Annotated in this window: 25 protein-coding genes and 1 tRNA gene; 6 read left to right on the top strand and 20 right to left on the bottom strand. The window is 63.6% G+C overall.

Going from position 1 to position 26889, the window contains the following annotated elements; genetic code table 11:
- Positions 1-225: 225 nt before the first annotated feature.
- Positions 226-300: transfer RNA gene (locus tag BLU32_RS03105), tRNA-Thr, on the bottom strand.
- Between the two features lie 434 nt (positions 301-734).
- On the opposite strand from BLU32_RS03105, the gene BLU32_RS03100 reads away from it, so the two are divergent.
- Positions 735-980, top strand: a complete 246-nt coding sequence (locus tag BLU32_RS03100) for a hypothetical protein (RefSeq protein ID WP_093804941.1) — start codon at positions 735-737, stop codon at positions 978-980.
- A gap of 100 nt (positions 981-1080) precedes the next feature.
- On the opposite strand, the gene BLU32_RS03095 is transcribed toward BLU32_RS03100, so the two are convergent.
- Complete coding sequence (locus tag BLU32_RS03095) at positions 1081-1560, bottom strand: protoglobin domain-containing protein (protein WP_093804940.1); 480 nt, start codon at positions 1558-1560, stop codon at positions 1081-1083.
- Positions 1561-1772: 212 nt separating this feature from the next.
- On the opposite strand from BLU32_RS03095, the gene BLU32_RS03090 reads away from it, so the two are divergent.
- On the top strand, positions 1773-2240 hold the full coding sequence (locus tag BLU32_RS03090) for an Rrf2 family transcriptional regulator (RefSeq protein ID WP_093804939.1): 468 nt from the start codon (positions 1773-1775) through the stop codon (positions 2238-2240).
- A 32-nt stretch (positions 2241-2272) separates the two neighbouring features.
- Here the strand turns inward: BLU32_RS03090 and BLU32_RS03085 are convergent, their stop codons facing one another.
- The 5 genes from BLU32_RS03085 to ccoG form a co-directional block, all read right to left on the bottom strand.
- Positions 2273-2773, bottom strand: a complete 501-nt coding sequence (locus BLU32_RS03085; RefSeq protein WP_093804938.1) for a response regulator — start codon at positions 2771-2773, stop codon at positions 2273-2275.
- An 81-nt stretch (positions 2774-2854) separates the two neighbouring features.
- Positions 2855-3076 (bottom strand): cbb3-type cytochrome oxidase assembly protein CcoS, encoded by a 222-nt coding sequence (gene ccoS, locus BLU32_RS03080; protein ID WP_093804937.1) that lies wholly within the window; start codon positions 3074-3076, stop codon positions 2855-2857.
- Positions 3064-5310 carry a heavy metal translocating P-type ATPase gene (locus tag BLU32_RS03075; RefSeq protein WP_093804936.1) on the bottom strand — a complete coding sequence of 749 codons (2247 nt, stop codon included), beginning with the start codon at positions 5308-5310 and terminating at the stop codon, positions 3064-3066. The genes ccoS and BLU32_RS03075 overlap by 13 nt, the downstream gene beginning before the upstream one ends.
- A 29-nt stretch (positions 5311-5339) precedes the next feature.
- Positions 5340-5867 carry a FixH family protein gene (locus tag BLU32_RS03070; RefSeq protein ID WP_093804935.1) on the bottom strand — a complete coding sequence of 176 codons (528 nt, stop codon included), beginning with the start codon at positions 5865-5867 and terminating at the stop codon, positions 5340-5342.
- 159 nt (positions 5868-6026) lie between these two features.
- Positions 6027-7484: a cytochrome c oxidase accessory protein CcoG gene (ccoG, locus tag BLU32_RS03065; RefSeq protein WP_208976965.1), complete on the bottom strand. Its 1458-nt coding sequence runs from the start codon at positions 7482-7484 to the stop codon at positions 6027-6029.
- Positions 7485-7886: 402 nt separating this feature from the next.
- Between ccoG and BLU32_RS03060 the strand changes: the two genes are divergently transcribed.
- Together BLU32_RS03060 and BLU32_RS03055 are read left to right on the top strand one after the other, a co-directional pair.
- The gene (locus BLU32_RS03060; RefSeq protein WP_093804934.1) at positions 7887-9887 is read left to right on the top strand and encodes a tyramine oxidase; all 2001 of its coding nucleotides are present in this window, start codon (positions 7887-7889) and stop codon (positions 9885-9887) included.
- Between the two features lie 144 nt (positions 9888-10031).
- Positions 10032-11063 (top strand): AraC family transcriptional regulator, encoded by a 1032-nt coding sequence (locus BLU32_RS03055; RefSeq protein WP_093804933.1) that lies wholly within the window; start codon positions 10032-10034, stop codon positions 11061-11063.
- A gap of 86 nt (positions 11064-11149) precedes the next feature.
- Here the strand turns inward: BLU32_RS03055 and BLU32_RS03050 are convergent, their stop codons facing one another.
- The 6 genes from BLU32_RS03050 to BLU32_RS03025 form a co-directional block, all read right to left on the bottom strand.
- Positions 11150-13030 (bottom strand): amidohydrolase, encoded by a 1881-nt coding sequence (locus tag BLU32_RS03050; protein WP_197673686.1) that lies wholly within the window; start codon positions 13028-13030, stop codon positions 11150-11152.
- 301 nt (positions 13031-13331) lie between these two features.
- Positions 13332-14210, bottom strand: a complete 879-nt coding sequence (gene ccoP / locus BLU32_RS03045; RefSeq protein WP_093804932.1) for a cytochrome-c oxidase, cbb3-type subunit III — start codon at positions 14208-14210, stop codon at positions 13332-13334.
- 3 nt (positions 14211-14213) lie between these two features.
- Positions 14214-14369: a cbb3-type cytochrome c oxidase subunit 3 gene (locus BLU32_RS03040; RefSeq protein WP_029060040.1), complete on the bottom strand. Its 156-nt coding sequence runs from the start codon at positions 14367-14369 to the stop codon at positions 14214-14216.
- A gap of 16 nt (positions 14370-14385) precedes the next feature.
- On the bottom strand, positions 14386-15120 hold the full coding sequence (ccoO, locus tag BLU32_RS03035; protein WP_093804931.1) for a cytochrome-c oxidase, cbb3-type subunit II: 735 nt from the start codon (positions 15118-15120) through the stop codon (positions 14386-14388).
- 14 nt (positions 15121-15134) lie between these two features.
- Entirely contained in the window at positions 15135-16790 is a 1656-nt protein-coding gene (gene ccoN / locus BLU32_RS03030) for a cytochrome-c oxidase, cbb3-type subunit I (RefSeq protein WP_093804930.1), read from the bottom strand.
- Positions 16791-17005: 215 nt separating this feature from the next.
- Entirely contained in the window at positions 17006-18163 is a 1158-nt protein-coding gene (locus BLU32_RS03025; RefSeq protein WP_093804929.1) for an AbrB family transcriptional regulator, read from the bottom strand.
- A 258-nt stretch (positions 18164-18421) separates the two neighbouring features.
- On the opposite strand from BLU32_RS03025, the gene BLU32_RS03020 reads away from it, so the two are divergent.
- Complete coding sequence (locus BLU32_RS03020) at positions 18422-19237, top strand: FkbM family methyltransferase (RefSeq protein ID WP_157727471.1); 816 nt, start codon at positions 18422-18424, stop codon at positions 19235-19237.
- Positions 19238-19416: 179 nt separating this feature from the next.
- Positions 19417-20766, top strand: coding sequence for an oxygen-independent coproporphyrinogen III oxidase (gene hemN / locus BLU32_RS03015; protein ID WP_093810508.1), 1350 nt, complete (start codon positions 19417-19419; stop codon positions 20764-20766).
- 91 nt (positions 20767-20857) lie between these two features.
- On the opposite strand, the gene BLU32_RS03010 is transcribed toward hemN, so the two are convergent.
- The 7 genes from BLU32_RS03010 to BLU32_RS02980 all read right to left on the bottom strand — a co-directional run bounded on the left by BLU32_RS03010 (position 20858) and on the right by BLU32_RS02980 (position 26796).
- Positions 20858-21565 (bottom strand): Crp/Fnr family transcriptional regulator, encoded by a 708-nt coding sequence (locus BLU32_RS03010; protein WP_093804927.1) that lies wholly within the window; start codon positions 21563-21565, stop codon positions 20858-20860.
- Positions 21566-21842: 277 nt separating this feature from the next.
- Positions 21843-22184 (bottom strand): response regulator, encoded by a 342-nt coding sequence (locus tag BLU32_RS03005; RefSeq protein WP_197673685.1) that lies wholly within the window; start codon positions 22182-22184, stop codon positions 21843-21845.
- A gap of 258 nt (positions 22185-22442) precedes the next feature.
- Complete coding sequence (locus BLU32_RS03000; protein WP_093804926.1) at positions 22443-23066, bottom strand: response regulator transcription factor; 624 nt, start codon at positions 23064-23066, stop codon at positions 22443-22445.
- Entirely contained in the window at positions 23063-24250 is a 1188-nt protein-coding gene (locus tag BLU32_RS02995) for a PAS domain S-box protein (RefSeq protein ID WP_093804925.1), read from the bottom strand. The genes BLU32_RS03000 and BLU32_RS02995 overlap by 4 nt, the downstream gene beginning before the upstream one ends.
- A gap of 101 nt (positions 24251-24351) precedes the next feature.
- The gene (locus BLU32_RS02990) at positions 24352-25521 is read right to left on the bottom strand and encodes a pyridoxal phosphate-dependent aminotransferase (RefSeq protein ID WP_093804924.1); all 1170 of its coding nucleotides are present in this window, start codon (positions 25519-25521) and stop codon (positions 24352-24354) included.
- 94 nt (positions 25522-25615) lie between these two features.
- Complete coding sequence (mscL, locus tag BLU32_RS02985) at positions 25616-26044, bottom strand: large-conductance mechanosensitive channel protein MscL (RefSeq protein WP_093804923.1); 429 nt, start codon at positions 26042-26044, stop codon at positions 25616-25618.
- Positions 26045-26166: 122 nt separating this feature from the next.
- On the bottom strand, positions 26167-26796 hold the full coding sequence (locus tag BLU32_RS02980; RefSeq protein WP_093804922.1) for a hypothetical protein: 630 nt from the start codon (positions 26794-26796) through the stop codon (positions 26167-26169).
- Positions 26797-26889 lie beyond the last annotated feature (93 nt).

Raw genomic sequence — 26889 nt, 5'->3', positions numbered from 1 at the left:
CCGTCAATCGTCATCAGCCGGGACACCCTCACCGGCCACGTGCGACGCGTGTTTTTCGGACAGAAGGAACATCGGTTGGATGCGGTTGGAAGACCGTTTGACCCGGGTCCTCGCCCCTGTAATCGGGTGCAATTTGTTTTTGCGCGCTACAAAACCGCTCACTCAGGCAGAGGCAATTTCTCTGACGAGCCAGGCAAAACTATCTGTTGCTTTTCAGGGGAGAACTGGTGCTGCCGGAGAGATTCGAACTCTCGACCTCTCCCTTACCAAGGGAGTGCTCTACCCCTGAGCTACGGCAGCGATGGAGGCGGGTGTAAGTGCAAATTTCCAGCCGGTCAAGGGGAAGCTGGCGCAATCGATCTGCAATATCCACCGCCAATCGATCGCTGTGCATCGACGACACCGGCGCGCGACGTCGTCCGCGAGGTCACCCCCGATCCTTGCTGCCGATCCGCACCATGACGGACGACCGAAAAACACCGCACGCTTGCGGCTTTCTGCGCGAGCCAGCCGGACGCGACCACCGCCGGCAGCACCCGTGTCCGAACGCTTGCACCATCGGGCGGATTCCGGCACATGCTGTCACTGTCACCTGTGCGCGAGGCACCGAGGCACTGTCCCGACACCAGGACGTACGCCTGCAGGGCGCAGGGTGGCAGGCCGGCAAGCCATTCGGCCGCCGGACGTAGGGCCAGACCGTCAACCAGACCGGCGAAACGGGACGTTCAAGCACCATGACCACAGCCGACGAAAGCACCGACGACCGCGACAACAAGCGTCGCGACACAGGGACCGAAGACGGGCCGACCGGCGCTCCGGACCCATCGCCCTCCAGGGCGGCGCAAGCGGCAAAGGCACCAACGTCGGCCCCCACACGATCCCCACCGCAAGAAACGCGCGAGGAGCGGCTTGCAGCGGCCCTGCGCGCCAATCTGCGCAAACGCAAGGCCGCTCCTCGCCCGCCGTCTTCGAAGACGTGAGCTCATTGCACGACGGCCGGCGCCGAGAGCCGACCGTCCGAGGTGCCCGCCAGGGGACGGCAACAGGTTTCGGAGCGCCAAAACGGTGACGGCACCGACCTCAATCGATGTAGACGATATAATAGGTCGAGGCGGCAATCGTCATGTCGAGAAACACCATGCGGCGGACGGAGGCCATCATCGCAGACCGCTCTTTCGGTGATATCGGCGAGCATTGCAACACCCGCTCGAAGGCATTCAGGAACCACCCATAAGACGCGATGTAGTCGGTCATCGTCACGCCGTGCTGATGATGCTTGACCGCAATCGAGCGTGCATGAGAGCGGTAGACATCGTCCAGAACGCCCGAAAACAGAACGGACCAATACGCCTCCTGTTTTCGCTTCAGGGTCTCGACGCAGATGTCCTTGAGCCGCCACTTTTCATCGGACATGATCCTGTTGTCATAGAAATCATTCAGGATTGAAGCAATTTTCGGCGACAGAATGCTCCATGCTTCCTTGATGTTCTCCACATCCGCACCCGACAGTTCAATGAAGTCCGCGAGATCATGGATTTCCGTCCAGTTTTCGATCTGCATGCTGTGCGCCTGATGCTAATTTCACTTTTCCACATCTAATAACCGCCATAAATGACAATGCTCTCTTGTTCAAGTATTTTTAGAATACTTAATTGAATTTACGCAAATGAAAAAAGTATTTCTTATATATATAGTTTTCTGTCGAAATTGATTTTTCTCTTGTATTAACTTACGTTATAAAAAATCTCAAAAATACGAAAAAGGGAACAGAGATGCGCCTTACGAACCGAACCGACATAGCGGTTCGAACGCTGATGTACTTGGCAATTCATGATGATCGCATTGTGCCGATCGATGAAATCGTCGAGAAAACCGCAAGTCATCGGTCGCAGGTCGTCGCCGCTGTGCAGAAACTTCGCAAAACCGGATATATTAAATCGACCGTCGGACGCAGTGGCGGAGTCGCCCTGGATCGGGATCCCGGGGATATTCGGATTTCTTCCATTGTCAAACTCATCGAGCCTGACTTTTTCCTTACGGAATGCCACGAGAAGAACTGTGCGGCGCGCTGTACATTCTATACGGCATGCCAGTTGCGCAGCGCGCTGGACGGCGCACTGGAGGCCTTCTTTGCCGCGCTTTCACGGGTAACCCTGGCGGATCTCGTCGACAACAAGAACGAACTGCTTACGGCAATCGACGGCAGTCGGTCCCGAAACACGCCGGAAATGATGCGCTAAGGTGTGGACCCATAGATCGCAGGACAGGCGCCTCAGGCCGCCTGCCCGCCTTCCCCGTTTTCCATGCTTTGCCAGATTTTCTGGCGATTGCGGATCTCACGCGGCGCAGGCCCGAAGTAGCTTGGCGTCTTCACAAAGTCGCGCGGCTGCATGATCACCGAATTGACCCGCTGGTAAAGCGCCTTGGCCGAGATCGGCTTGGACAGAAGTTCATGCACGCCGAGCCGGCGCGCCTCGATGATGCGGCTGCGCTCGGTGTGTCCCGTGACCATGATGATCGGAATATAGGCGAAGGGATTGTGCGGATTGCGAATCATGCGGACCATGTCGGCGCCGTCAAGAATGGGCATCACCCAGTCGAGGATCAGAATATCCGGATTCGCGCGCTCCATCGCCTCCAGCCCGGAGGCGCCATCCTCGGCCTCGACGATGCGGCGCGCGCCGAACCCTTGCAGCATGGTGCGCAGGATCGTGCGCATATACGCACTGTCCTCCACAAGCAGGAACGTCAGGGATGAAAGATCGAGCGACACGCAAAAACCTCCAGTCCGCCTCCTTATGCCATGCGAAATCTGAAGTAACGGTTAGCCACGGCATGCTCAGTGGTAAAAATCTCAGGGCCGGCCCCCTTTGTCCGCACCGTTGCCGTCTCCCGCGCCCGGACGAGACGGGTGGCGCGGCTGATCCCGCTCCGGCACATCGTCATCCTGCAGGATCCGGTATTTTGCGCCCTCCAGGTCATCGTATTGTCCGGACTTCAACGACCACAGAAAGCCTGCCAGACCAAAGAGCCCGAGCAACAGCGCAACGGGAATGAGATAGATCAGGACGTCCATCGGTCCTCTCCTTCCTGAAGGTGCGTGCGCCCGTCCGCCGCGCTCGCCGCACCCAACCGCAGGCGCAGCGAATTGAGCGTGACAGCCAGTGACGACAGCGACATGGCAAGCGCCGCAATCAGCGGCGTGACAAAACCCGCCACCGCGAAGGGCACGGCAACGATATTGTAAAGCGTCGAAAACCACAGGTTCTGCATCATCGCGCGACGTGCACGCCGCGAAAGCGCCAGCGCATCGCACACCGGCGACAGCCGGTCGCCCAGGAACACGGCATCGGCCGCCGCCTGCGCCACGTGAACGGCGGTCACCGGTGACAGCGACACATGGGCGGCCGCAAGCGCCGGGGCGTCATTCAGCCCGTCGCCGACCATCAAGACCTTGCGCCCTTCCGCAGCCAGCGCCTCCAGCCGGGCGATCTTGTCTTTCGGCGTCAGGCCAGCCTGCCAGTCCTCGATCCCCAGCGTCTCGGCGATCGCCATGACCGGCGCAACGCGGTCGCCGGACAAGATCGCAAGCCGATAGCCCGCCGCCGTGAGCCGTCCGACCGCCTCTTTCGCATCGGGGCGCAGGCGTTGCGCGATGAGGAAGGGCACCGGGGCCGCGTCTCCATCGCGAAAAAACAGCAGCGAGGCCCCGGGGTGACCGGCGACGGCCCGCGCAGCGTCCGATGCGGAAAGGCCGCAGAATGCGGCACTGCCGAGCCGGAGTGTCCGGCTCTCGTGGACCGCCTCGACGCCTTCGCCGGGAATCTCGGCCGCCGTTTCAAGCGGCACGCCCGCGCCGGTCGCCCTTGCAAGCGCCGCCGACAGCGGATGGCGGCTGGTCAACGCCAGACGACCGGCCAGGGCGCGCACCTCCGCATCAACGCAGCCGGCATCCACCAGATCCGGGACGGCCAGCGTCAGCGTGCCTGTCTTGTCGAAGACGATGGTATCGGCCTCCGCCAGCCGCTCCACCGCGTCGCCCGAATGCAGCAGCACGCCGGCGCGAAACAACTGACCCGAGGTGACGACCTGGACAGCGGGAACGGCCAGCCCTAGAGCGCAGGGGCAGGTGATGATGAGAACGGAAATGGCTGTGACCAGCGCGGGCTGCCAGCCCTGCCCGCTCGCCCACCAGCCGAGAAAGGTCAGCGCCGCCGCCAGATGCACCAGCGGCGAATACAGGGCGGCGGCACGGTCGGCCAGACGAACATGCCGCGATTTTGCCTGACCCGCCGCCTCCAGCAGGCGCGTCACCTCGTCGAGAAGCGTCGCGCCCGATGCGGTGGTGACCTGAACGGCGAGATTGGCGGACGCATTGAGCGTGCCGGCATAGACCGCATCGCCCGGCCCGACCTGTGCCAGCGCCGTTTCACCAGTCACAAGGCTCTGGTCGATCTCGGACACGCCCGTCTCCACACGCCCGTCGAGGGGAACGCGTTCGCCGGCGCGCACATAGATGCGCTGGCCCGGCTCGACCTTGGACAGCGGCACTTCGCGCAAGCTCCCGTCAGCGCGCTGGACGACGGCGGTTTCCGCCTTCAGGGCCGCGATGTTTTCGGCGAAGGCGCGCGTGCGGCGGCGCATCATGTGATCGAGGTACCGGCCGATCAGCAGGAAGAACAGCAGCATCACAGCGGATTCGAAATAGGCGTGATGCGCCGATTGCAAGGTCTGCATGACCGAAAGAAACAGCGCCAGCGATACGCCGATCACAATCGGCACATCCATGTTGAGCCGGCGCGCGGCGAGCGCAGAAAACGCGGAGCGAAGGAAAGGCCGCCCGGCATAAACGGCCGCCGGCAGGGCGATCAGCGCCGAGAGCCAGTGAAAGAAATCGCGCGTTTCCGATGAGATTCCCGTGGCATTGCCGGACCAGACGGAGACCGACAACAGCATGATGTTCATCATGGCGAAGCCGGCAACCGCAAGCGCGCGCAACAGTTCGCGGCCCGCCGCGTCGGCGCGTTCGCGCACCTGTGCAGGATCGAACGGATGGGCGCGATACCCCAGTTTCGACAGCGTTTCGACGATGCGTTCGGCGGTGGTGCGCTCCGGGGTCCAGTCGACCGCGAGCCGATGGCTCGTCAGATTGAGCCGTGCCGTCTCCACGCCCTCCTGAGCGCCGAGCCCCCGCTCGATCTCCACCATGCAGGCCGCGCAGGTCACGCCCTCCACGGCGAGATCCATATGGGCACGGCCCTCCGGCGTCAGCGTGATGAAGGCGTCCCAGTCCCGCTCATGCGCGGTCATAATGGCACCGCACGCATGCGCGCGCTCCCCTATTGCGAGAGAAAGACACGGTTGCGGGACTTGAAGGCCTCGCCGTCCTGTCCGCCCTGCGCCTCGAGATCCAGGATCCAGTTGCCCGCCGCAAGATCATTCACCATAGCCTGGTAGCGACCGGTCTCGCCTTCCTGCAAGACCACCACCACCGGCGCCTCGGGGCTCGCCGGACGCCGCAACGTTGCGGTGACCGCAAGACCGGAAAGCGGCGCGTCTTCGGCATCGCGGGCAACAACCTCGACGCGTGCGGCGGTCTGGCCGGCCCGTTCGAGCGCCCCGGACACCGACCAGTCGCGCGCAGCCTGTGCCCGCGATGCTGCGATCGCGTCATTGTAGGCAAGCCCGTCCTCATAGGCCGTCTCGGTGACGACGCCAGGGAAGGACGACAGCGCCAGATGGATGAAGATCGCGTTGGCGATGAAGATGACCGTGAAAAAGCCGATCATCCAGAAGAGGACCGTCCGTCCGGTGATTTTCCGCTCTGTGCGAGCCTGGGTCATGGTGTCCGCCATTGGTGATGTCATTTCGAGAACCGTCCTATCGCATGGCACCGTGCGGCGCCGGCCGCAAGTCTTCTCCATGCATAGGCGCTACCGCTCCCCTGTTCGATGACAAGGATCATCGGCGCAAACGATTTGGCCGGGGCGCGTCCGCGTCCCGGCCCGGTCCACACGGCGCCCGGCTCAGGGCGCCTTGAAGAAATCCGTTCCCGTCGCAACCTCGCCCATCACCGTCTCGGTGATGCGGAACGTGATCGGCGTCGTCTTCGGCATTTCGGCATCCGCCGGCGAGAAGACCAGCACGCGCACCTCACGGGTCGTGTCGGGACCGACACCGATTACCGGCCGTCCGCTCACGCCCTGATTAATGCCCACGGCCTCGAGACGGGTTCCCTCGGGCATGCCCTCGACAGACAGGATGAAGTCACGCTGCACCTGACGCTTGTTGAGCAGGCGGATCGTATAGCCGTTCCTGACCGCCCCGTCGGACAGTTCGACATAGATCGGATTGCGGTCATGAAGCACGCTGACGCCCTCCAGCTCGCGGGTTGCCAGCGCATAGGCCATGATCCCGGTGATGAGCAGGATAACGGCGACATAGATCACCGTGCGCGGGCGCACGATGCGCACAAAGGTTTCCTTGCCCTCCATGCGCCGCTTGATGTTTTCGTCCGTATCATAGGCGATCAGTCCGCGCGGCTTGCCGACCTTGTCCATCACGTCGTCGCAGGCATCGATGCACAGGCCGCACTGGATGCAGCCGAGCTGCGTGCCGTTTCGGATATCGACGCCCGTCGGGCAGGCGTGGAAACACTGGTGGCAATCCACACAGTCGCCCGCCGGCAGACCCTCGGCTTCGCGCTTCAGGTTCTGCTTCAGCGAGCCGCGCGGCTCGCCCCGATCGTAGCGATAGGTGACGTTGAGGGCTTCCTCGTCCGTCAGCGCCGCCTGAATGCGCGGCCACGGGCAGAGGAAGATGCAGACCTGCTCGCGCATGTGGCCGGCCAGCGCATAGGTGGTGAAGGTCAGGATGCCGATCCAGAGATAGGCGGCAAAGGCCGCCTGTCCGGTGGCAAGATCCATCACCAGCGTCGGGGCATCAGCGAAATACAGAACCCACGCTCCGCCGGTCCACCAGGCGATCATCAGCCACAGGGTGTGTTTGGAGATCTTCTGACCGATCTTCTTGAGCGTCCACGGCTGCTTCTCGAGACGTATCCGGTCGCGCCGGTCGCCTTCCGTGTGGCGTTCGACCCAAAGAAACAGGTCGGTCCAGACGGTCTGCGGGCACAGATAGCCGCACCACACGCGCCCGGCGACCGCGTTCATCAGGAACAGCCCCATCGCCGCCAGAATCAGCAGGCCGGTGAGGTAGTAGACTTCCTGCGGCCAGATCTCGATGAAGAAGAAATAGGCGCGACGGCCGGCCATATCGACCAGGACCGCCTGGTCGGGAGCGTCCGGCCCCCGGTCCCAACGCACGAACGGCAGGAAATAGTAGATGCCGAGAGTTGCAAACAGAACCGCCCACTTGATCTTGCGGAAGGTCCCGTGGACCGCCATCGGGTAGATTTTCTTGGCCGAGGCAAACCACTCGTCGGGGTGGGCGCCAGAGCCCGAAGGATCCGTTTCAGCACGCATCGTTCCGTCCATTTTTCGATCTTTCGTGTCCCGCCCCTCGGGACAACAGGGGAGCGCGGGGATGCCAAGGCACGCCATCCAACCGCTCATCTGCCGTCACATTACCCGTGACGGGTTGATCTCGCGTTGCGACACGTCAACACCGCGACAATCGGTCACTTTGGATTGTCACCTTTCGTCCAACGCATCCTACCACGGATATCAGGGCAACGAGGCCCGTGCCTTGATCGGGGTCAAGCGGGCCGGCACCCGCAGATGCCAAGGCCGGACCCCGAAGGGTGCGACATTTTGGCCGGAATTGCACAATCCGCCCCGTGCATCCGCGCTAGGCTGCGATTGCGCAAAGACCGCACACCATGCGGCGCGCGACCAGACCAGAGACAGTTTCAAGGGAACACTGCCATGCGATCATCGCAAATCGGAAGCCTGCTGGCGGGAGGGGCGATGACCCTCGCCGCCGCGCTCACCGGCGCCAACGCGCATCCGCTCGACGGGTTGAGCGAAGCCGAAATCAGCGAGGCCGTCGCGCTTCTGCAAGGCGCCGGTCATACGAATGCCGAAACGCTCTATCCCTATATTTCGCTGCTTGAGCCGGAGAAGTCCGTTGTCCTCAACTGGCGCGAAGGCCAGCCGGAGCCCCGCGCGGCCGAGGTTCATTTCAAGACCGCCGACGGTGCCTTTGTCGCCGAGGTCAATCTGGCCGGCGATGCGGTCGTTTCCGTCGAACCGGCGGGCGGCGAGACCATGATCCTTCTGGCCGAGTTCCTGACCGCGATGGAACTCGCCACCGCACACCCGGATTTCATCGCCGGGCTGGAGAAACGCGGCCTGACTCCGGAGGATGTCTTCTGCCTGCCGCTTACCGCCGGACGTTTCGGCCTGGCGGAAGAAGACGGGCGACGCCTGATGAAGGTGCCCTGCTACGTTCTGCCGGAGGGCTCCAACTTCTATGCAAAGCCGATCGAGGGACTTTATGCGGTGGTCGACCTCAACGCCGACACGGTCGTCGAGGTGTTCGACAGCGGCGTGTTGCCGCTTCCCGAAGATCCCTGGGGTTATACCGAGGCCGAAGTGGAGGCCCGCACCGGCGCCCTTCGCCCGCGCACCAACCCGGCGCGTCTCAGCCAGCCGGACGGTCAGAATTTCACCATCGAGAACGGCCAGATCTCCTGGGATATCTGGCGGTTTCGCGCCCGCGTCGACAAGCGCCCGGGGCTGGTTCTTTCCAACATCGACGTGAAGGACGGCGAGCGCTGGCGCTCCGTGCTCTACCAGGCGCATCTGTCGGAAGTCTTCGTGCCTTACATGGACCCGGACGCCGGCTGGTACTGGCGCACCTACATGGACAGCGGCGAATACGGCTTCGGCATCTTTCTCTCGCCGCTGCGCCCTGGCGTCGACTGTCCGGCCTATGCGCAGTTTCTGCCGGCGGTGGTGCATCAGGACAACGGCGCGCCGCTCGCCATTCCCGGCGCGATCTGCGTCTTTGAACGCAACATCGGCGATCCGGCCTGGCGTCACTTCGAGATCTTCGCCCAGTCGGAAAGCGAGTTTGTTCCGGCGGAAGGACGCCCGGCGACACAGCTTGTCGTGCGCACCGCCTCGGAGGTCGGCAATTACGACTATCTCGTCGACTACATCTTCCATCAGGACGGACGCATCGACGTGATGGTCGGGTCCACCGGACTGGATGCGGTCAAGGGCGCCGCGATCAAGTCGATGACCGACGAGGGCGCGGCGGAAGAAACCCGCTACGGCACGCTGATCGCGCCCAACCTGATCGCGCCCAACCACGATCACTTCTTCAACTTCAAGCTCGACTTCGATGTCGACGGCCCCTCCAACACCTTCATGCGCACAGCATTGGTAAAGGGTGAGGTCGAGGCGGATGCCCCGCGCCGCTCGCTCTGGGTGACCGAAACGACGCCGGCGGAAACCGAGCTCGGCGGGCGCTACAAGGTCAATCCGGACACCCCGGCGATGTATCACGTCATGAACATGGGCGCGGACGGCCCGCTCGGCCACAAGCCCGGCTACATGATCGTGCCGAACAATTCGGTCGCCTATTCGCCGTTCGACTTCGAAAACGACCCGCCGATGAAGCGCAATGCCTATGTGGAATACACACTGTGGAACACGCCGTATTCCCGCGACGAGCGCTACGCGGGCGGGCAGTTCGCGTTCCAGAGCGACGGATCGGACACGCTGGCGGCCTGGACGCAGCAGGACCGGCCGATTGCCGACACGGATATCGTGACCTGGTACACGATGGGTTTCCATCACGTGCCACACACGGAAGACTGGCCGGTGATGTCGACCATGTGGAAGGGCTTTTCGCTCAGACCCTTCAACTTCTTCCCGCACAATCCGGCGCTGACGATCCGTCTCGACGACGGCTCCTGACGCGGCCAGACGACATCGGGCGGGGCGGCACATTTGGCCGCCCCGTTTCACGGGTAACCCCCGCGCGTGTCCGCGCCCTGCCTCGCCGCGATTGACACGGCCCGCCGTCGCGGGCGACGATTTGCGGCAAGGACGGGAAAACCCATGCAGGATTTTACCATTCCCGAGGCGACCATCGGCGCGGCCGCGCTGCCGCTGATCGCCAACGCAATGCAGAAGGCCGGGGTCGACGCCGCGCGCGCCTTCGCCGACAGCGGCCTTGGCGCGCCACCCGATACGCCGGTCAAGACCTCAGGCGAGTTGCCGCTTGCCCAGTTCACCCGCCTGCTTCAGGCCGGCGGCGCCCAGGCTCCCGACGCCGGGCGCATGTGGTGCTGCGGCGAGGCAATCGCCGCGCCGGCCTTGGCCGGTCTGTTTCCCGCCTGCCTCGGCGCAACGCATCTCGGCGACTTGCTGGACCGGCTTCTTGCCGATCTCGAAACGCTTCAGCATGGCACGGCCTTTCACCGCGAGGTTGCCGGCGACACCTGCATCCTGAGCTACCGGATCATCGATCCCGCGATCTGGCCGCGCTCGCGCGACGCGGAATTCACCCTCGCCTTTCTCGATGCGGTGGTGCGCCGGTTTGGATCCGCCGGATTGTCGGACGCGGCATTTGCGGTTGGGCTGTCGTTCGAGCATGAACGCGACAGCCACGCCGACCTGGCACGGATGACAGGTGTCGCGCCGCTTTTTGGCGAACCCTGCAACATGCTGGCGTTTCCGGCACGACTGCTCGACTTGCCCGTCAGGGTCGAGCACCCGCTTGTCTCTTCCTTGCGTGAGGCAACGCCCTCCCGCGCCACTCCGGAGGCGCCTGTCTCCGATATCGTGGAGGCCGTGTACCGGCGGCTCGGTCAGGGGCCGCTGACACAGGAGACGATTGCCAACGACTGCGGACTGTCGCAGCGAAGCCTGCGGCGGCGGCTGGACCGGGCCGGCTGCACGTTTCGCGCCCTCACCGATGACGCGCGGACGCAATATGCGCTATGGGCGCTGCGCGAGACCCGCTTGCCGGTGAGCGAGATCGCGCATCGGCTGGGCTACGACAGCCAGGGCGCCTTCGCCCGCGCCTTCCGGCGCTCCACCGGCAAGGCCCCCAGCGGCGTTCGAGGAGAGCTTGAAGATCGCGGCTAAGCACAAATCTCACAACGGGACGGAAAGGCAAAACGCCCGGGGCCTTGCGGTCCCGGGCGTCGGTGTTTCTGCCGTTTCGATCCGCCTTAGCGGGTGGCAGCAGCCTTGTCCGCGAAGCCGGCGGCAAAGGCCTGATAGAGAATGTCCGGCCCGTGCGCATGCCCACCAGACGCCTCGATGCTGTGCGAGGCGTGACGCAGGAAGTTGCCGAGCGCATCGCTTCCATCCGGTCCGGGACGCATCCGCAGATTGCCCTGCTTCTCATCGTCCTTGCGGGTGTAGATCGTCTCGCCGTGCTTGATGGTCTCGTCGACCTTCAGGCTGGCGAGCGTCTCCGGATCGATGGCCGTCGGATCGTCACTCAGGATGATCAGATCCGCGACCTTGCCGATCTCGATGGAGCCTTTTCCGGTCTCCTCGAAGTGCTGATAGGCCGGCCAGATGGTCATTGCCTTCAGCGCGGTCATCACGTCGACGCGCTGATCGGGGCCGAGGATGTCGCCCGAGCGCGTGCGCCGCGTTACCGTGGCATCGAGGATGCGCATGCTGTCGGGGAAGGCCACCGGAGCATCGTGGTGCGAGGAGAACATCATGCCGCGCTCGCGCACCCAGCCGGTCGGCGAGATGTTGTCGGCGTTTTCCGGCCCGACGGTGCGGTCACGGTGCCAGTCGCCCCAGTAGAAGGTGTGCATCGGGAACAGCGAGGGGAACACGTCCAGCTCGTCGAACGCCGCGACCTGGTCCTTGCGCAGGAACTGGCCGTGGATCAGCACCGGACGGCGGTCGTTGTTGCCGTGCTTTTCCGTCGCCGTCTTGATGCCGGCGATCAGCATGTCCGATGCGCCTTCGCCATTGGAATGGGTGATAATCTGGATGTTGTTTTCAAACGCCCAGTCAATGGCATCGAACACCTGGTCGGTGCTGGCAGCGGCATACCCTGCGTAGTCCGCCCGATACTGCGCCGGCGGATTGTAGTAGGGCCGGTCACGCAGCGCGGTGAAGCCCTGCGGTGAACCGTCGATGGTCAGCTTGGCGCCGGCGACGCGGAACCCGTTCTTGTAGCTTTGCGACACATTCTTGGCGATGAAGTCGCGGTCGACCAGCACATCCGGATAGGTCACGACGTCGATCTTGATGCGTCCGGCGGCGGACGCCGCCTGCATCAGCTTGACGACATTGGGTGTGGAACGGCCTTCCTGGCCGGTGGTGTAGCCGTAGCTCGCCAGGAGCTCGGTGCCGGCGACGAAGAGTTCCTCGCCACCTTCCTTGTCGAGCCCGGACAGCAATTTCATGAGCGCCGGGAAGAAAGCGGATTCCTCCAGCACGCCATTGGGCTCTTCGCTGCCGTCCTCGCGCCGGATCACACCGCCGTCCGGGTTCTTGGTGTCGGCAGTGATACCGGCCACTTCCAGCGCCTTGGAGTTGAAGACGCCGAGATGGCCGGACTGGTGAATGACCAGCACCGGCACCTCGGTGGAGACGGCATCGAGATCCTCGCGCGTCGGATGGCGCTGTTCCTTGAGCTGCGCGTCGTCATAGCCAAAGCCGAGAACGGTTCCAAGCCGCTTGATGCGCTCCGGATACGCCTTCTGCCATTCGCTCAGCGTCTGCTGCAGGGCGGGAATGTCGTTCACCTTGCCGTCAGGGGCGGGCTGGGTGTTGGCGGAGACCGCCTGCACGCCGATCATGAAGGCGTGGCCATGCGCGTCGACAAAACCGGGCAGCATGGTCTTGCCCTTCAGGTCGATGAGCTTGGTGCCCTCGCCCTTGTGCTTCATCACCTCGGCCTCGGGACCGACCGCGATGATCTCGCCGTCTTTTTCGGCCACCGCTTCAGCGCGCGGCGCAAGGTCGTTCATGGTCAGGATCGGCCCGCCGGACCAGATCCGGTCGGCGACGTCCTCGGCGGCGAACGCGGGCAGCGCACTGACGCCTGCGATCAGCATCGCCATGAGGGATTTGGACATGGGTTTCACGAGATCTCCACTTCAGGACTGTCTTTGCCGGATCGCGAACCCTGTTTCATGGCATATTCCGACTCCGGTCTTGCCCCTGCACCTTGTCGCGCAAACTCTTTCGGGAAGGTGAAGGAGCACGCCTTTCGCGCACCCGCGGATTTGAATCGCGGCATTCGGGACGCAACCTCCGGGATCGGCGGCGCGACCGGGCTGCGCCCAAGAAAAAGGCGCCCGCTGGGGGCGCCTTTCACATTCATCGCGTGTCGGAGTTTCGGGCATAATGTCCCCCGGAAATCCGACAAGGCTGAGCCTACTCGCCACCGCCGAGCGAATGCACGTAGACGGCGAGCGACTTGACGGTTGCCGGTTCCAGACGCGGCGACCACGCCGGCATGACGCCATTGCGCGGGGCCGTCACCTGTGCGGCGATGCCGTCGATCGACCGCTCGTAGAGATAGTTGTTCGCAACCAGACTCGGGGCGCCCATCTCCTGAATGCCCTGGAGGTCCTCGCCGTGGCAGGCGGCGCAGTTTTCAATGAAGACCGTCTCGCCGGCCGCGATGTCGACACCGGCCTCAGGCTCCATACCGGCTTGCGAGCCGACATAGTTGGCGACCTGGGTGATCTGCTCCTTGTCGAGGATCTCGTCACGTCCGAAAGCCGGCATGTCGCCGAATCGCGTCTCGTCGTTCGCGGCACGGATGCCGTGCTGCAGGGTCGTATGGATGGCATCGAGAGAGCCGCCCCAGATCCAGTTGTCGTCCTGCAGGTTGGGATAGCCCGCAGAGCCTTCTGCACCGGAGCCGTGGCAGGCCGCGCAATTGTCACCGAAGGCCGCTTCGCCGTTGGCGAGCGCGAACTCGAGCAACGACTGGGTCGAGCGGATTTCCTCCAGCGGCGCGTTGATCAGCTTTTCGCCGATCTGCGAGCGTTCCGCCAGGTCCGCCTGATAGGCGGCCAGCGCATTGGCGCGCTGGCTATCGCCCAGGACGCCGGCGGTATAGCCGGAGATCAGCGGCCAAGACGGATAGACCACCCAGTAGCCGATGGCCCATACGATGGTGGCGTAGAAGATATACAGCCACCACTTCGGGAGCGGATTGTTCAGTTCCTTCAGGCCGTCCCACTCGTGCCCGGTCGTTTCCACGCCGGTGACCTGGTCGACGTCCTTCTTGTGCATGTCAGCCATTCATCAATCCTCCCGCAAGGGGATATGCGCGGCCTCGTCGAAGCGGCTGCGGTTCTTGGGCCACAGCGCGTATGCCAGGACGACGGCAAACAGAACCACGAAGTAGACCAGGCCCCATGTCTGGGCGAAGCTGGCGACGGAATTATACGCTTCGTTCATGTCACGTTCCTCTTCGTCAGCGCAGGTTGGCCTTGTTGTCGTAGATCGAGAAGTCGACCAGCGTGCCGAGCATCTGGAGATAGGCGACGAGCGCGTCCATCTCCGAGACCTTTTCCGGGTCGCCGTCGAAATCGCGGACGATGGCGTTGGGATAGCGCTCCAGGAACGCGTCCACATCGTCGCCGTCCGGATTTGCCTGGGCCAGCATGTCGGCCCGTGCCGAAGAGACCATGTCCTCGGTGTAGGGCACGCCGACGATGGCGTTGGCGGTCAGGTGGTCGGCGATGCCGCGGGTCTCCAGCTTCGCCTCAAGCAGGAAGGGATATCCCGGCATGATGGACGCGGGAACGACGGAGCGCGGGTTGACCAGATGGTCGCGATGCCATTCGTCGGAGTATTTGCCGCCGACGCGGGCAAGGTCGGGACCCGTGCGCTTCGATCCCCACTGAAAGGGATGGTCGTACATGGATTCCGCCGCCAGGCTGAAGTGGCCGTAGCGCTCCAGTTCGTCGCGCATCGGGCGCACCATCTGCGAATGGCACAGATAACAGCCCTCGCGGATGTAGACGTTGCGCCCGGCCAGTTCCAGCGGGGTGTAGGGCCGCATGCCCTCCACCTTCTCGATGGTGCTCTTCAGGTAGAAGAGCGGTGCGATTTCGACGAGGCCGCCAATGGCGACGACGACGAGGATGCCGATGACAAGCACAAGCGAGTGCTTCTCAAAGACTTCGTGTTTTTTCCAGATCGACATGTGTCCCTCTCCCCTTATTCAGCAGGGGCCATGGCGCCGGCGCCAGCGGTCTCGGCTTCTTCAGCCTCTCCGTGACGAACCGTCATCCACAGGTTGTAAGCCATGATCAAGGCACCGGCGACGAACAGGGCGCCGCCCAATGCGCGGATCACATAGAAGGGGTGCATCGCCTCGACGGTCTCGATGAAGGAGTACTCCAGGAAACCGAGTTGGTCGTAGGCACGCCACATCAGGCCCTGCATGATGCCCGACACCCACATCGCGCAGATGTAGAGCACGATGCCGATGGTGGAGATCCAGAAGTGCCAGTTCACCAGCTTGAGCGAATAGACCTGCTTCTTGTTCCACAGCCACGGGATCAGGCAGTAGAGCGCACCGAAGGAGATGTAGCCGACCCAGCCGAGCGCACCGGAATGCACGTGACCGATCGTCCAGTCGGTGTAATGCGACAGCGAGTTCACCGACCGCAGGCTCATCAGCGGACCTTCAAAAGTCGACATGCCGTAGAAGGCGATCGACACGACCATCATCCGCAGGACCGGATCCGTGCGCAGCTTGTCCCACGCGCCGGACAACGTCATCAGCCCGTTGATCATGCCGCCCCAGGAGGGCATCCACAGGATGATCGAGAAGGTGGCCCCCAGCGTCGACGCCCACTGCGGCAGCGCCGTGTAGTGGAGATGATGCGGACCCGCCCAGATGTACAGGAAGATCAGCGCCCAGAAGTGCACGATCGACAGGCGGTAGGAATAGACCGGCCGTTCGGCGCGCTTGGGCACGAAATAATACATGATGGCGAGGAAGCCGGCGGTCAGGAAGAAGCCGACCGCGTTGTGGCCGTACCACCACTGCACCATCGCATCCTGAACGCCCGCCCATACGATGTAGGACTTGGTGCCGTAGATCGACACGGGGATCGTCAGGTTGTTGGTGATGTGCAGCATGGCGATCGTCACGATGAACGCCAGGTAGAACCAGTTCGCGACGTAGATGTGCGGCTCCTTGCGCTTCCACAGCGTGCCCAGGAACACCAGCAGATACGCCACCCAGACGATGGTCAGCCACAGATCGGCATACCATTCCGGCTCGGCGTATTCCTTCGACTGCGTGGCGCCAAGCAGATAACCCGTGCCGGCGACGACGATGAAGACGTTGTAGCCGAGGATCACGAACCAGGGTGCGATCCGGCCGGGCATGCGCGCACGGCTGGTGCGCTGCACCACATAGAAGGAGGTGGCAAGCAGCACGTTTCCGCCGAAGGCGAAGATCACCGCCGAGGTGTGCAGCGGCCGCAGGCGGCCGAAGCTGGTCCAGGGCAGATCGAGGTTCAGCAGCGGATAGGCCAGTTGAAGCGCGATGATCAGACCGACGGTGAAGCCGGCAATTCCCCAAAACACGGCAGCCCAGGCCCCGAACTTGATCGGGCCGAGGTTGTAGTTCGGCTTGCCGTCGATTTCCTGCGGGATCGCGATCCCGCCGTCGTTGAAATAGTTCTTGAAGATGATGAACGCACCACCGGCCGCAAAGAGCGAGCCGAGTGCGGTATGAAACGCCATAACCTGATCGTAGGTCTTGCCCGCGATGATCAGGCAGACGAAGGCAATCACGATGAGGAAGGCGGCAAAGAAGCCTTCCTCCAGCGTGAGGTATTTGGCTTTTGTCTGAGCCATGTCCGCGCCCCGAGTCCGTTTGTGATCCAACCCCCTATGGGTCCAGGAGGACGGTATGACGCACTGCGCCAAATCCGCCTTGATCCAGGTCAACCTGCCTTAGGATAAGTCGACTGGAATTTCATCTGTCAAAAAGTCCATGCGACGATTTGCACAGATAAAGCTGCATTAGAATCATATTACTAAGTATATGTCCCTAAGGAAACATCCCATTGTCATGACGGGTCGATCGGCTTTTCGGTCGCGTTGTCGCGCTTTTGTTGCGGGGGCGCGGGAACGGCGGGTCCGACCGCCGGGCGTGCCGCGCCCAGAAACCGTGACGTGAGCACCGGGAGAATCAGGACCATCGCCACGTAGCGCACGATCTGGTGGGCCGCGACGAAGGCCGGATCGAGGTTGAGCAGAAAGGCGAGCAGCGTCATCACCTCAAGACCGCCGGGGGCGAATGCCAGCAGCACCTGCCCGAACGGCAGCCCGAAAGCCGCCCACACGACAAGCGACATCGCGACCGAAATCGTCATGCCGACGAAAAAGGCGCCAAGGCAGACCACGAACAACCGCGCCAGCGCCTGCGGGCCGACATGGGAAAAGCGCGTTCCGACAACGCAGCCCAGGCCGATCAGCGCGGCATGGGTCAGCCAACCCGGCAGGATGATGTCGACCGTGCCGGTGGCGCTCAGGATCGCGCTCATGAAGAAAGGGCCCGTCATCCATCCGGCGGGCACCCCGACGCGCGCGGTTGCAAAGCCGACAAGACCGGCAAGCGCCACAAGAACCATGAGAAGCGCAGCGCCGGGTTCGGCCTGGGCCTGCAAGGCGGAGACCGGGGCCGGCGCTTCTCCGCCGGCGATCAGTGACGGCAGCACCGCCATGAGGATAAAGAGGCGCACGGATTGCGCCAGAGCCACCCGCCCGACATCCGCGCGCGGATAGGACAGGGTGAGCGCCATCACGACGGCAAGCGCCCCGGGGATCGCCGCGAAATAGGAGGTCTCCCGGTCCCATCCCGCAATCTTGCGCTGATAGAGATAGGTCGCACCGAGCACTGCCACGACAGTCATCCCGAGCAGGGCCATGGTGAAGGGCCATTCCCCCATGCGCGCGATCGTATCCGGCTTGACGCCTGTGCCCATCGTCACGCCCAGCACCACGAACAGGGCGTCACGCAGCGGCGTGGGCATACTCGCCGGCATTCGCATCAAGGTCGCCAGGGCAACGGCGATCATCGCGCCCGACAACCACGAGGCGGGAAGACCGCACCACTCGAAAAACGCGCCGCCGGCCGCGCCGACGGCGAGGGTGAGCGCCGTTTTCACGGCCACTCCGCCATGGCTGGTCAAAGAAAACAGGCCGCTGAAAAAAAAGGGCGTCATCGCAATCCGGCAGTCGTTCTTCTGCGCCCCGACGCAACGCACCGGCCAACCACACAACCGCTAGCCATATTTACCATTAAAATACAATTAAATTGCGCTCCCATCGAATTGACTGGCGTAGTGATCATACAAGTCCCCGAACAATGGTAGTGCGACATGGTCAATTACGATTGCGACGACAAAAACGGAACCTTTTTTTCGAACGACCGGGCCGACTGGCGGTTGAATGCGCTGAAATCGCGGTGCCTGAAGGCGATCATGTCAACGCTCCCCGTCCCCACCCGGCTTCTCGAGCCGTTGATCCGAGTGGGCAGGATCAAGCTTGGCCCGTTGTCGTCGCCAAAGGTCCGTCTTGAGCGCGCCGGCCGGTTCAAGATTGTCATCGATGACCCGTCCGATCACGTTCAGACCTATCTGCATTTTCAGGGACACTTCGAACGCAGGGAAACCGAGATCGTTCGCACGACCTTGCAAGATGGCGATGTTTTTGTCGACATTGGCGCGAATGTCGGATGGTTCACAATGGTTGCCGCCGAGACGGTCGGAACCCGGGGGCGGGTGATTTCCTTCGAGCCCTTTCCAGGCTCTTTCGAGCGCTTGAGGCGCAACATCGATGTCAACGGGTTCGACACCGTGACGGCCATCCCTTGCGCCCTGTCCGACAGGGACGGCAAGGTGCCCTTCTTTGCGAACACCGCCAACAGCGGGCGCAATTCGATGTTTCAGGATCCTGACCAGGTCCGCGTCAGCGAAATCGAGATGCGCCGCGGGCAGGACGTTCTCGCCCAGCTCGACGTGGAGCACATCAACTTTTGCAAGATCGATGTGGAAGGCGCCGAACTGCAGGTCCTTCGCGGACTGGACAGGCACCTCAAAGACGGACGGATCGACCACATTCTGATTGAGATGAACCCGGAGAAGCTGGAACAGGCGGGCGGCAGCATCGATGCGCTCTTCACCCTCCTGCGCGACAGCGGGTTCGACATCTACGACGTCGCAAATCCCCAGGTTGCGCTCAAGAACGCTCCGAGCAAATTCTTCAACGCCTTTTGCATCCACAGCAAATCCGGCTGACGACCCGGCGCCTCCGCCCTGGTCGGCCGGCCGCAGTGAAGCGGAAAACGGGCGCGGATCCGAAGGGCGCGCGAGGGGCGGACCGCATTCACTGGACCGACTTTCACCAGGCGCCGGAAAGATCGCGCGGTTTGAGCAAGATCAAGGCGGCTGCAATGCAAGCTGCGAATACTCGGCTCATGACACAGTTCGACGATCGCTATGCCGCACGCGCAGTGCCGCGCTACACCAGCTACCCGACCGCGCCGCATTTCCATGCCGGCATCGACGGATGCACCTATGGCCGCTGGCTGGACGCGATCCCTCCCGGGGAAACGCTGTCGCTCTACCTCCACGTGCCCTATTGCCGGACGATCTGCGCCTATTGCGGATGTCACACGAAAGGCGCGCGCAAGGACGAGCCGGTGATCGCCTATGCCGACACGCTCCTGCGCGAAATCGACCTTGTGTCGGACCGGTTGGGATCGGCGCGTCCCGTCACCCACATTCACTGGGGCGGCGGCACGCCGAGCCTGTTGCCGCGCGAGAGCTTCCTGGCGCTGGTCGCCAAGCTGCGCGCGCGCTTCAGGCTGGAGGCCGGGCACGAGCACGCCATTGAGCTCGACCCGCGTACGGTAACGCCGCAACTCGCCGAGACGCTGCGCGATGCCGGCATCACCCGGGCAAGCCTTGGCGTACAGGATTTCGATGCAATCGTGCAGACCGCCATCGGCCGCGTGCAGCCGCATGCCCAGGTCGCGCGCGCCGTCGAACTTCTGCGCGCTGTGGGCATCACCGCGATCAATTTCGATCTGATGTACGGCCTGCCGCACCAAAGCGTCGAAACCATCGACGAGACCGTCCGCGCGACGCGCGATATGGCGCCGGGCCGGATCGCGCTCTTCGGCTATGCGCATGTGCCCTGGTTCAAGAAGCACCAGCGGTTGATCGACGAGGATGCCCTTCCCGGCACCCAGGCGCGCATCGCGCTGGCCGATCACGCACGCGAAGCACTGACCAATGCCGGCTACCGCGCCATCGGCCTCGACCATTTCGCCCTGCCCGACGACAGCATGGCCGTCGCTCTGGAAAACGGCAGCCTGCGCCGCAATTTCCAGGGTTATACCACCGATACCGCAGATACGCTCATCGGCCTCGGTTGCTCCTCAATCGGTCACCTGCCGCAGGGCTATGTCCAGAACATGCCCGACATCGGTGGCTGGCAACGGTCCATCGAGGCGGGCAACCTGCCGATCGCCAAGGGAATTGCACTCGACGCCGACGACCGGGTGCGGGCGGAAATCATCGAACGGCTGATGACCGACCACCAGGCCGACATCCCCGAGATCGCCAACCGCCATGGCTTTGCCCCCTCGCATTTCAGCGAAGCCTTCAAGGCTCTCGACGAGTTGATCAGCGACGGGCTCGCAAACGAGGATGGCGGACGCATCGTCATCACGCCCGCCGGCCAGCGCTATGCAAGGATCGCGGCGGCGGCTTTCGATGCCTATCTCGCGCGCGGCACGGCCCGCCATTCGGTTGCGGTGTGAGAGAATGGTCGCCGGGCAACACGACAAACGCCCCGGACGAGGCCCGGGGCGCGCGATGCAACCCTTCCGGAAAATCGGAAAATCGCCGGTGTCAGTGAATGCCGGTCAGTTGGCAGATGCCGCAAACACGCGAAATATGGATCTGGTCCTGACGCTCGACCTTGATGAGACCGCGGCGCTTCAGTTCGGAGATCACCCGGCTCACCGTCTCGATGGTCAGTCCGAGATAGTCGGCAATTTCCTGGCGGGTCATGGTCAGCATGACGTTGTGACTGTCGACACCCGTTTCCGCCGGTCCAGCGCAACCCTCGCCGCCGCGCTGCGGCACCATGCGCATCAGGAAACTGGACACCCGCTCGATCGCGGACTTGCGCCCCAGCAGGACCGCATGGTCGTGCAGCAGCTCCATCTGCGACATCAGGCAACGGGTCAGGTGGCGCTGAAGCGGCGCGGACTGGTCGATCTCGCGCCGGTCATAGGCGCTGACGCGTGCATTGGTGAGCGTTTCCGCCGAGCAGTCGTAGTTCTCACCCGCAGCCGCGCCAAAGATGGTGCCGGGGGTCAGGATCTCGACAACCTGCCGCCGTCCGTCCGGCAGCAACTTGTAGAGCATCACGATGCCCTCATCGAGTTCGAACACGCGCTGTGCGCTGTCGCCCTCATAGAAGATCACGCTGTGCTGGGAATACCGCTGGAACTTCGCGTTCTGCGACTGCTTCAGCCCAAGCGCCCGGGCTTCGAGCTGGGACACTCCCGAGTGACCGCTGCCAGCGTCGACCGCCTGTTCCAAATAGGCCATGCTACCCTCCTGTGCATTCTCGGCGGGCCGGAGGAACTTTCAGGTCATGCCCGGCCCGTCCGCCGCGCGCTGTCCCAGTCCGCATGCCCCGTCCGACACCGAACTCTCCGTCAACCGATGCCAAAGCCTAGCTGCAAGTCCGGATCACGGGAATTGGGTCGTTTTCGTACGACGTTCTACCTATGCGCGACCCCGACCGGCCGACAGGCGAGCCTTCGCGGCGCCAGGACGCACATCAGGACGAAGGGGATAACCGGGCCGGAACATCCCGTCCGCGTCACAGATGCGACACCAGAACTTCCTCCGTCAGCGGCTTGCGCAACAACACCGCCGGCTGTTCGTCGCCCAACATCTCCAAAATGCTGCGGTTGGACTGGCCGGTGATGGCAATCACCTTGGGCGGCTGCTTCAGGCCGTTGATCCAGCGGATCAGCTGAACCCCGCTCAATCCCGGCAACCCGAGATCCACAATCACCGTGTCGGCCGCGGACGGCGGTGGCGCCTCGAAAAAGGATTCGGCATCCGGATAGACCCGCGCGAGATGACCGATCTGCCCGAGAAGCATGGCGAGACTGTCGCCCACGCCCGGATCGTCCTCGATGATATGGACCGTCATCATGAAAGCGCCACTCGTCGGCGCGGCCCGCCGGTGCCAAAACCGGCCGCCGGCCGCTTGCCAATCGCGCATGCATTGCACAGCACAGACGCCACCCCCGCCCAATGTTCCACCACCCGACCGCTCACGGGTACACGCATCGTGCGCGCCCGTCAGCCCTCGGACATTCGGCCAAGACTATAGTCGCAAGCGGTCGGCGGGGAACTACGCAGAAGCACGCAAGTCGCGGACATAATTGATTGAGATGGAGACTGCGCGGCGTCAGCCGGCGGTCGGACCATCGCGGGTCAGGACGATGCGAACCAGGTCGGCCGCGTTGCGTGCGCCCAGCTTTTCCATGATGCGGGCGCGGTGCACCTCGATCGTGCGCGGACTGATCCCGAGCGTTCGTCCCGCCTCCTTGTTCGAGGCGCCGGCGGTGATTTCCGTCAGGACCTCGCGCTCGCGCGGCGTGAGCGTGTCCGCGCCGGGGAAGGCCCCGGACGGATGTCCCGGTGCCGCAGCCGATTTCCCGACCGCCGTGATCGCATCGCGCACACGCGTCACCACCGTATCGGCGTCGAACGGTTTTTCGATGAAATCATGCGCACCGTGCTTGATCGCCTCCACCGCCATGGGAATGTCGCCCTGGCCGGAAATCACGAACACGGGCGCCGTGAACCCGTCGCCATGCAGGCGGCGCAGGATTTCAATCCCGGACTGGCCCGGCATATGAACATCGAGAATGACGCAACACGGCGCGGCCGAGCCGACCGCGCCCAGGAACGCATCCCCATTGTCGAACGTATCGACCGTGTACCCTTCCATATCGAACACCAGGGACAGGGCATCGCGGATCGCGGGATCGTCATCGACAATGTGGATCACCTGCGCATTGTCGCTCATTCTGACGGTCCTTTCGTGGAGAAATCTGCCGGCGGAGGGGTCTCTGCCAGGCTGGCATCGATGGGCAGGCGCAGAACGAAGACGGCACCGCCGTCCTCGCCCATGGGTTCGACAGAAAGGTCGCCGCCGTGGTTTTGCGCGATCGACCGGGAGATGGTCAGGCCAAGGCCAAGGCCTCGCCGCTTGGCGCCGGCGAAGGCACGAAACAGGTTCGGCACCACCTCCGGCGGAACCCCGCCGCCGGAATCGCTGACGCAGACGATCATTTCGGCGCCCTCGATGAAGGCGCGGATACGCACGACGCGGCGCTCGCAATCGCGCACCGCCTCAAGCGCGTTGCGCGCGAGATTGACCAGCACCTGCTGGATCTGCACCGGATCGGCACTGATATCGGGCAGGTCGTCCGGGACCTCCGCCGAGATCTTCACCCCGGAATGAGCGTCGCCCAGCATGACCAGCTCCAGACATTCACGGATCAGCGCCGCCATGGAGATGACCCTGCGTTCCGGCTCGCGTTTCTCCACGAACCGGCGCATGCGCTGAATGATCTGGCTCGCCCTCTCCGCTTCGCGAACGCCCTTGTCGACGATCTCGACAAGCTTTTCGTCCGGCGCGCCATCTGCTGCGGCCCTGCGGCGCGCGGCCTGCAAATAAAGCATGATCGCGGTCAGCGGCTGGTTGAGTTCATGCGCGATCGCCGCGCCCATTTCGTCGAGGGCGCTGATGCGGGTCATGCTGACGAGCTGTGCCTGGGCGTCCGCAAGCCTGCGTTCCACCGCCTTGCGCGGACGCAGGTCGCGCACGATGCCGATGAACTGGCGGCCTTCCGGGGTCGCGGCCTCCCCGACGGAAAGCTCTATGGGAAACTCGGTTCCGTCGCGATGGCGTCCGTGCACCTCGCGGCCGATGCCGATGATGCGCTTTTCGCCGGTATCGAGGTAATGCGAGACGTAGCCGTCATGCGCCTTCGCATAGTCTCCCGGCATCAGCACCTTGACGTTCTCGCCACGCACCTCGTCGGCCGCATACCCGAACAGCGTCTCGCATGCCTTGTTGAACAGGATGATGCGCGCCGTGTCGTCCATGACGACAATGCCGTCGACGGCGGTTCCCAGCACGCTGGCAAGACGCGCCTCCGAGACGCTCGGCGAGACCGACATGCTGCGGCTATGGTCTTCGCGCATCTTTGGTCCGGTCTTCCCCGTTGCAGGCCCGATTGCCGACCCGTCCTCCAGTCATGACAATCCTCTAAGCAGAATTCCGTACCGCATCGCGCATCACTGCGTCAACGCGCGATCCAGTCCCGCAACCGGGCGGCAGCCGCATGCAAGTCGGTTGGCGAGCGGGCGAAACACAGGCGCAGAAACCCTTCACCTTCCGCACCGAAGGCGATGCCCGGCGCAAGCCCGACCCCGGTTTCGCTGACAATCCGTTTGGCAAGCGCACGGGAATCGGCTTCGCCCTCGATCCCGAAGAACAGATAGAACGCTCCCCGGGGAACAGCGAAACGCGCCCGTGCCGTGGTGCCGAGCGCCGTCGTCACGATTTCCAGCCCGAGGTCCGCGCGACGGACCTGCTCTGCGAGGAACGCTTCTCCGTCCGTCAGCGCGGCGTGTGCCGCGTGCTGCATGAATTCCGCCACACCCGACGTTGAATACTGGATCAGGTTTTCCACGACCTGGCCGATTTCTGGGGGCGCGGACAACCATCCGACACGCCAGCCCGTCATCGCCCAGTTCTTGGAGAACGTGTTGACGTAGAGGATCCGCTCATCCGGCTCGGCGATGTCGATGAACGAAGGCGCGCGTTCCAGCCCCCCACGCACGAAGCGGCTGTAGACCTCATCGGCGATGATCCACAGCCCGCGCCGCCGCGCTTCGCCCAGGAGCGCCTGCAGCGTGTCACGATCGGCGGTCCAGCCCGTGGGATTCGACGGTGAGTTCAGGTAGATCGCCCGGGTGCGGGGGGTGACCGCCGCGATCAGACGGTCCGCATCGAGCGTCCAGCCGTCGTCAGCAAAGGTGAGCGGCACGGGGATGGCCCGCGCGCCTGCGATCTCCAGCGCGGCCGGGAGGTTTGGCCAGGCCGGAGAGGGATAGACGACCTCGTCGCCATTGCCCGCCACCAGCCGCACGGCGATCTGGATCGCCTGCATGCCGGAGCCGGTGACGAAGTAACGTTCCGCCCCCCAGTCCTTGCCGAACTGGTGCAGGTGATAGTCGGCAAGCGCCTGGCGCAACACGGGAATACCGCGTTGATGCGTGTAGAATGTTTCCCCCCGCGCGAGCGAGGCCGATGCTGCGCGGGCGATGAACTCCGGCGTCGGCAAATCCCCCTCCCCGACCCAGAGAGGAATGAGGTCGGCACGCTCCCGGCCAAAACTCACCACCTCGACGATGCCGCTTTCCGGCGCCATCCGGGCTTCATCGCGCAGCGAGGCAATCAGATCCGTCATGTTTCGTTTCCACCGGGGAAGCGGCGACGAGCGAGGGGACGGCAAACGCGACCCGTCCGCCCGCGCCTTTGGGAGGTCGTGACGTCCGGACTGCCTAGCGTGCTTTCAGGAGATCGCGGATCTCTTCCAGAAGGACCTGATCGCGGCTCGGTGCGGGCGGAGCGGCAGGCGCAGCTTCTTCTTTTTGCCGCAGACGGTTCACCCCCTTCACGACGATGAAGAGCGCAAAGGCGACGATCACGAACTTGACAAGCGCATTGATGAAAAGCCCGAAGTTCCAGGTAACGGCGCCGGCCTCCCTGGCCGCGTCGACGGTGGCATAGGGACCCGCTGTCGCGCCACTCTTGAGAACGAGGAACAGTTCGGAGAAATCGACGCCGCCAAGCAGCAACCCGATCGGCGGCATGATGACATCGTCGACCAGCGACGACACGATCCCGGCGAAGGCCGCGCCGATCACGATGCCAACCGCCATGTCGACCATATTGCCCTTGACCGCGAATTTCTTGAATTCCGTCAGCATTGCGCCACTCCCCCTCGCCCGCGCCTCCCGATCGGGGCACGGTTCTTGATCCGATGAAGCCCCTTTAGCACGATGGTTGAAAAGCGGGAATCGAAGATATCCGCCACCGCTTCCTGCCGTCGTCAGGTCGCGTGGCCGGCACGCGTCAGGGCGGCGACATCGAGGTGTCTGGACAGGTCCTCATATGTCTCCGCAAGCGCCAGGCGCAGGGTGTTGCGGATCGTCTCGCGGTCGTCGTCTGTGAAACTGCGGTCGAGCGGGAGAAGCAGCGCGAACCGCGCCGCCTCTCGCGGCGCGACCACATCCGACAGGGACGCCGGGGGTGTAGACGGCATCGTCCTCAGCGCACGCAGCGCCTCGGCGTGATCTTCCCGATCCTCGTCCATGCGCGAGGCCGGAAGCCTGCCAAGCGAGACCACCGCGGCCCGCGCCAGGGTTTCGCACCAGATGTCATGCGGGCCGGCCGGGTCCACGCAGACCTCGCAGCAGGCCGCGGCCGTCAAGCCCGCGCGGCGCGCGGTGCGCGTCGTCCACACCAGACACAAGGGTGTCGCCGCCTTGCAGGCACAGGTGAGCGCTTCCTGAAAGGCCGCTTCGGAAAAGAGTTGCGGCCAGTTTCGCCCGACGCGCATGCGGGTGTATTCCACGATCGACCGGCGCGCCAGAACGATGGCCCGGCGCGCAAGGTCCGTGCTCAGGGCATCGAGCTCGCAAAGCCGTTCCGGCTGCTTGCGGCGAAACAGGTTCTGCAATCGGAAAATCGTCTTTCTCCCACGGGTTGGCTCCCCGGCGCCTCCGCCTTTCGGGCAGATGGACAGCACCGGGCAACTGTGATCCGATCAACG

This window comes from Stappia sp. ES.058 (genome assembly GCF_900105595.1).
Taxonomy (GTDB): Bacteria; Pseudomonadota; Alphaproteobacteria; order Rhizobiales; family Stappiaceae; genus Stappia.
The sequence above is the reverse complement of the archived record's forward strand: the minus strand, read 5'-3'. Positions and strand labels throughout refer to the sequence as shown.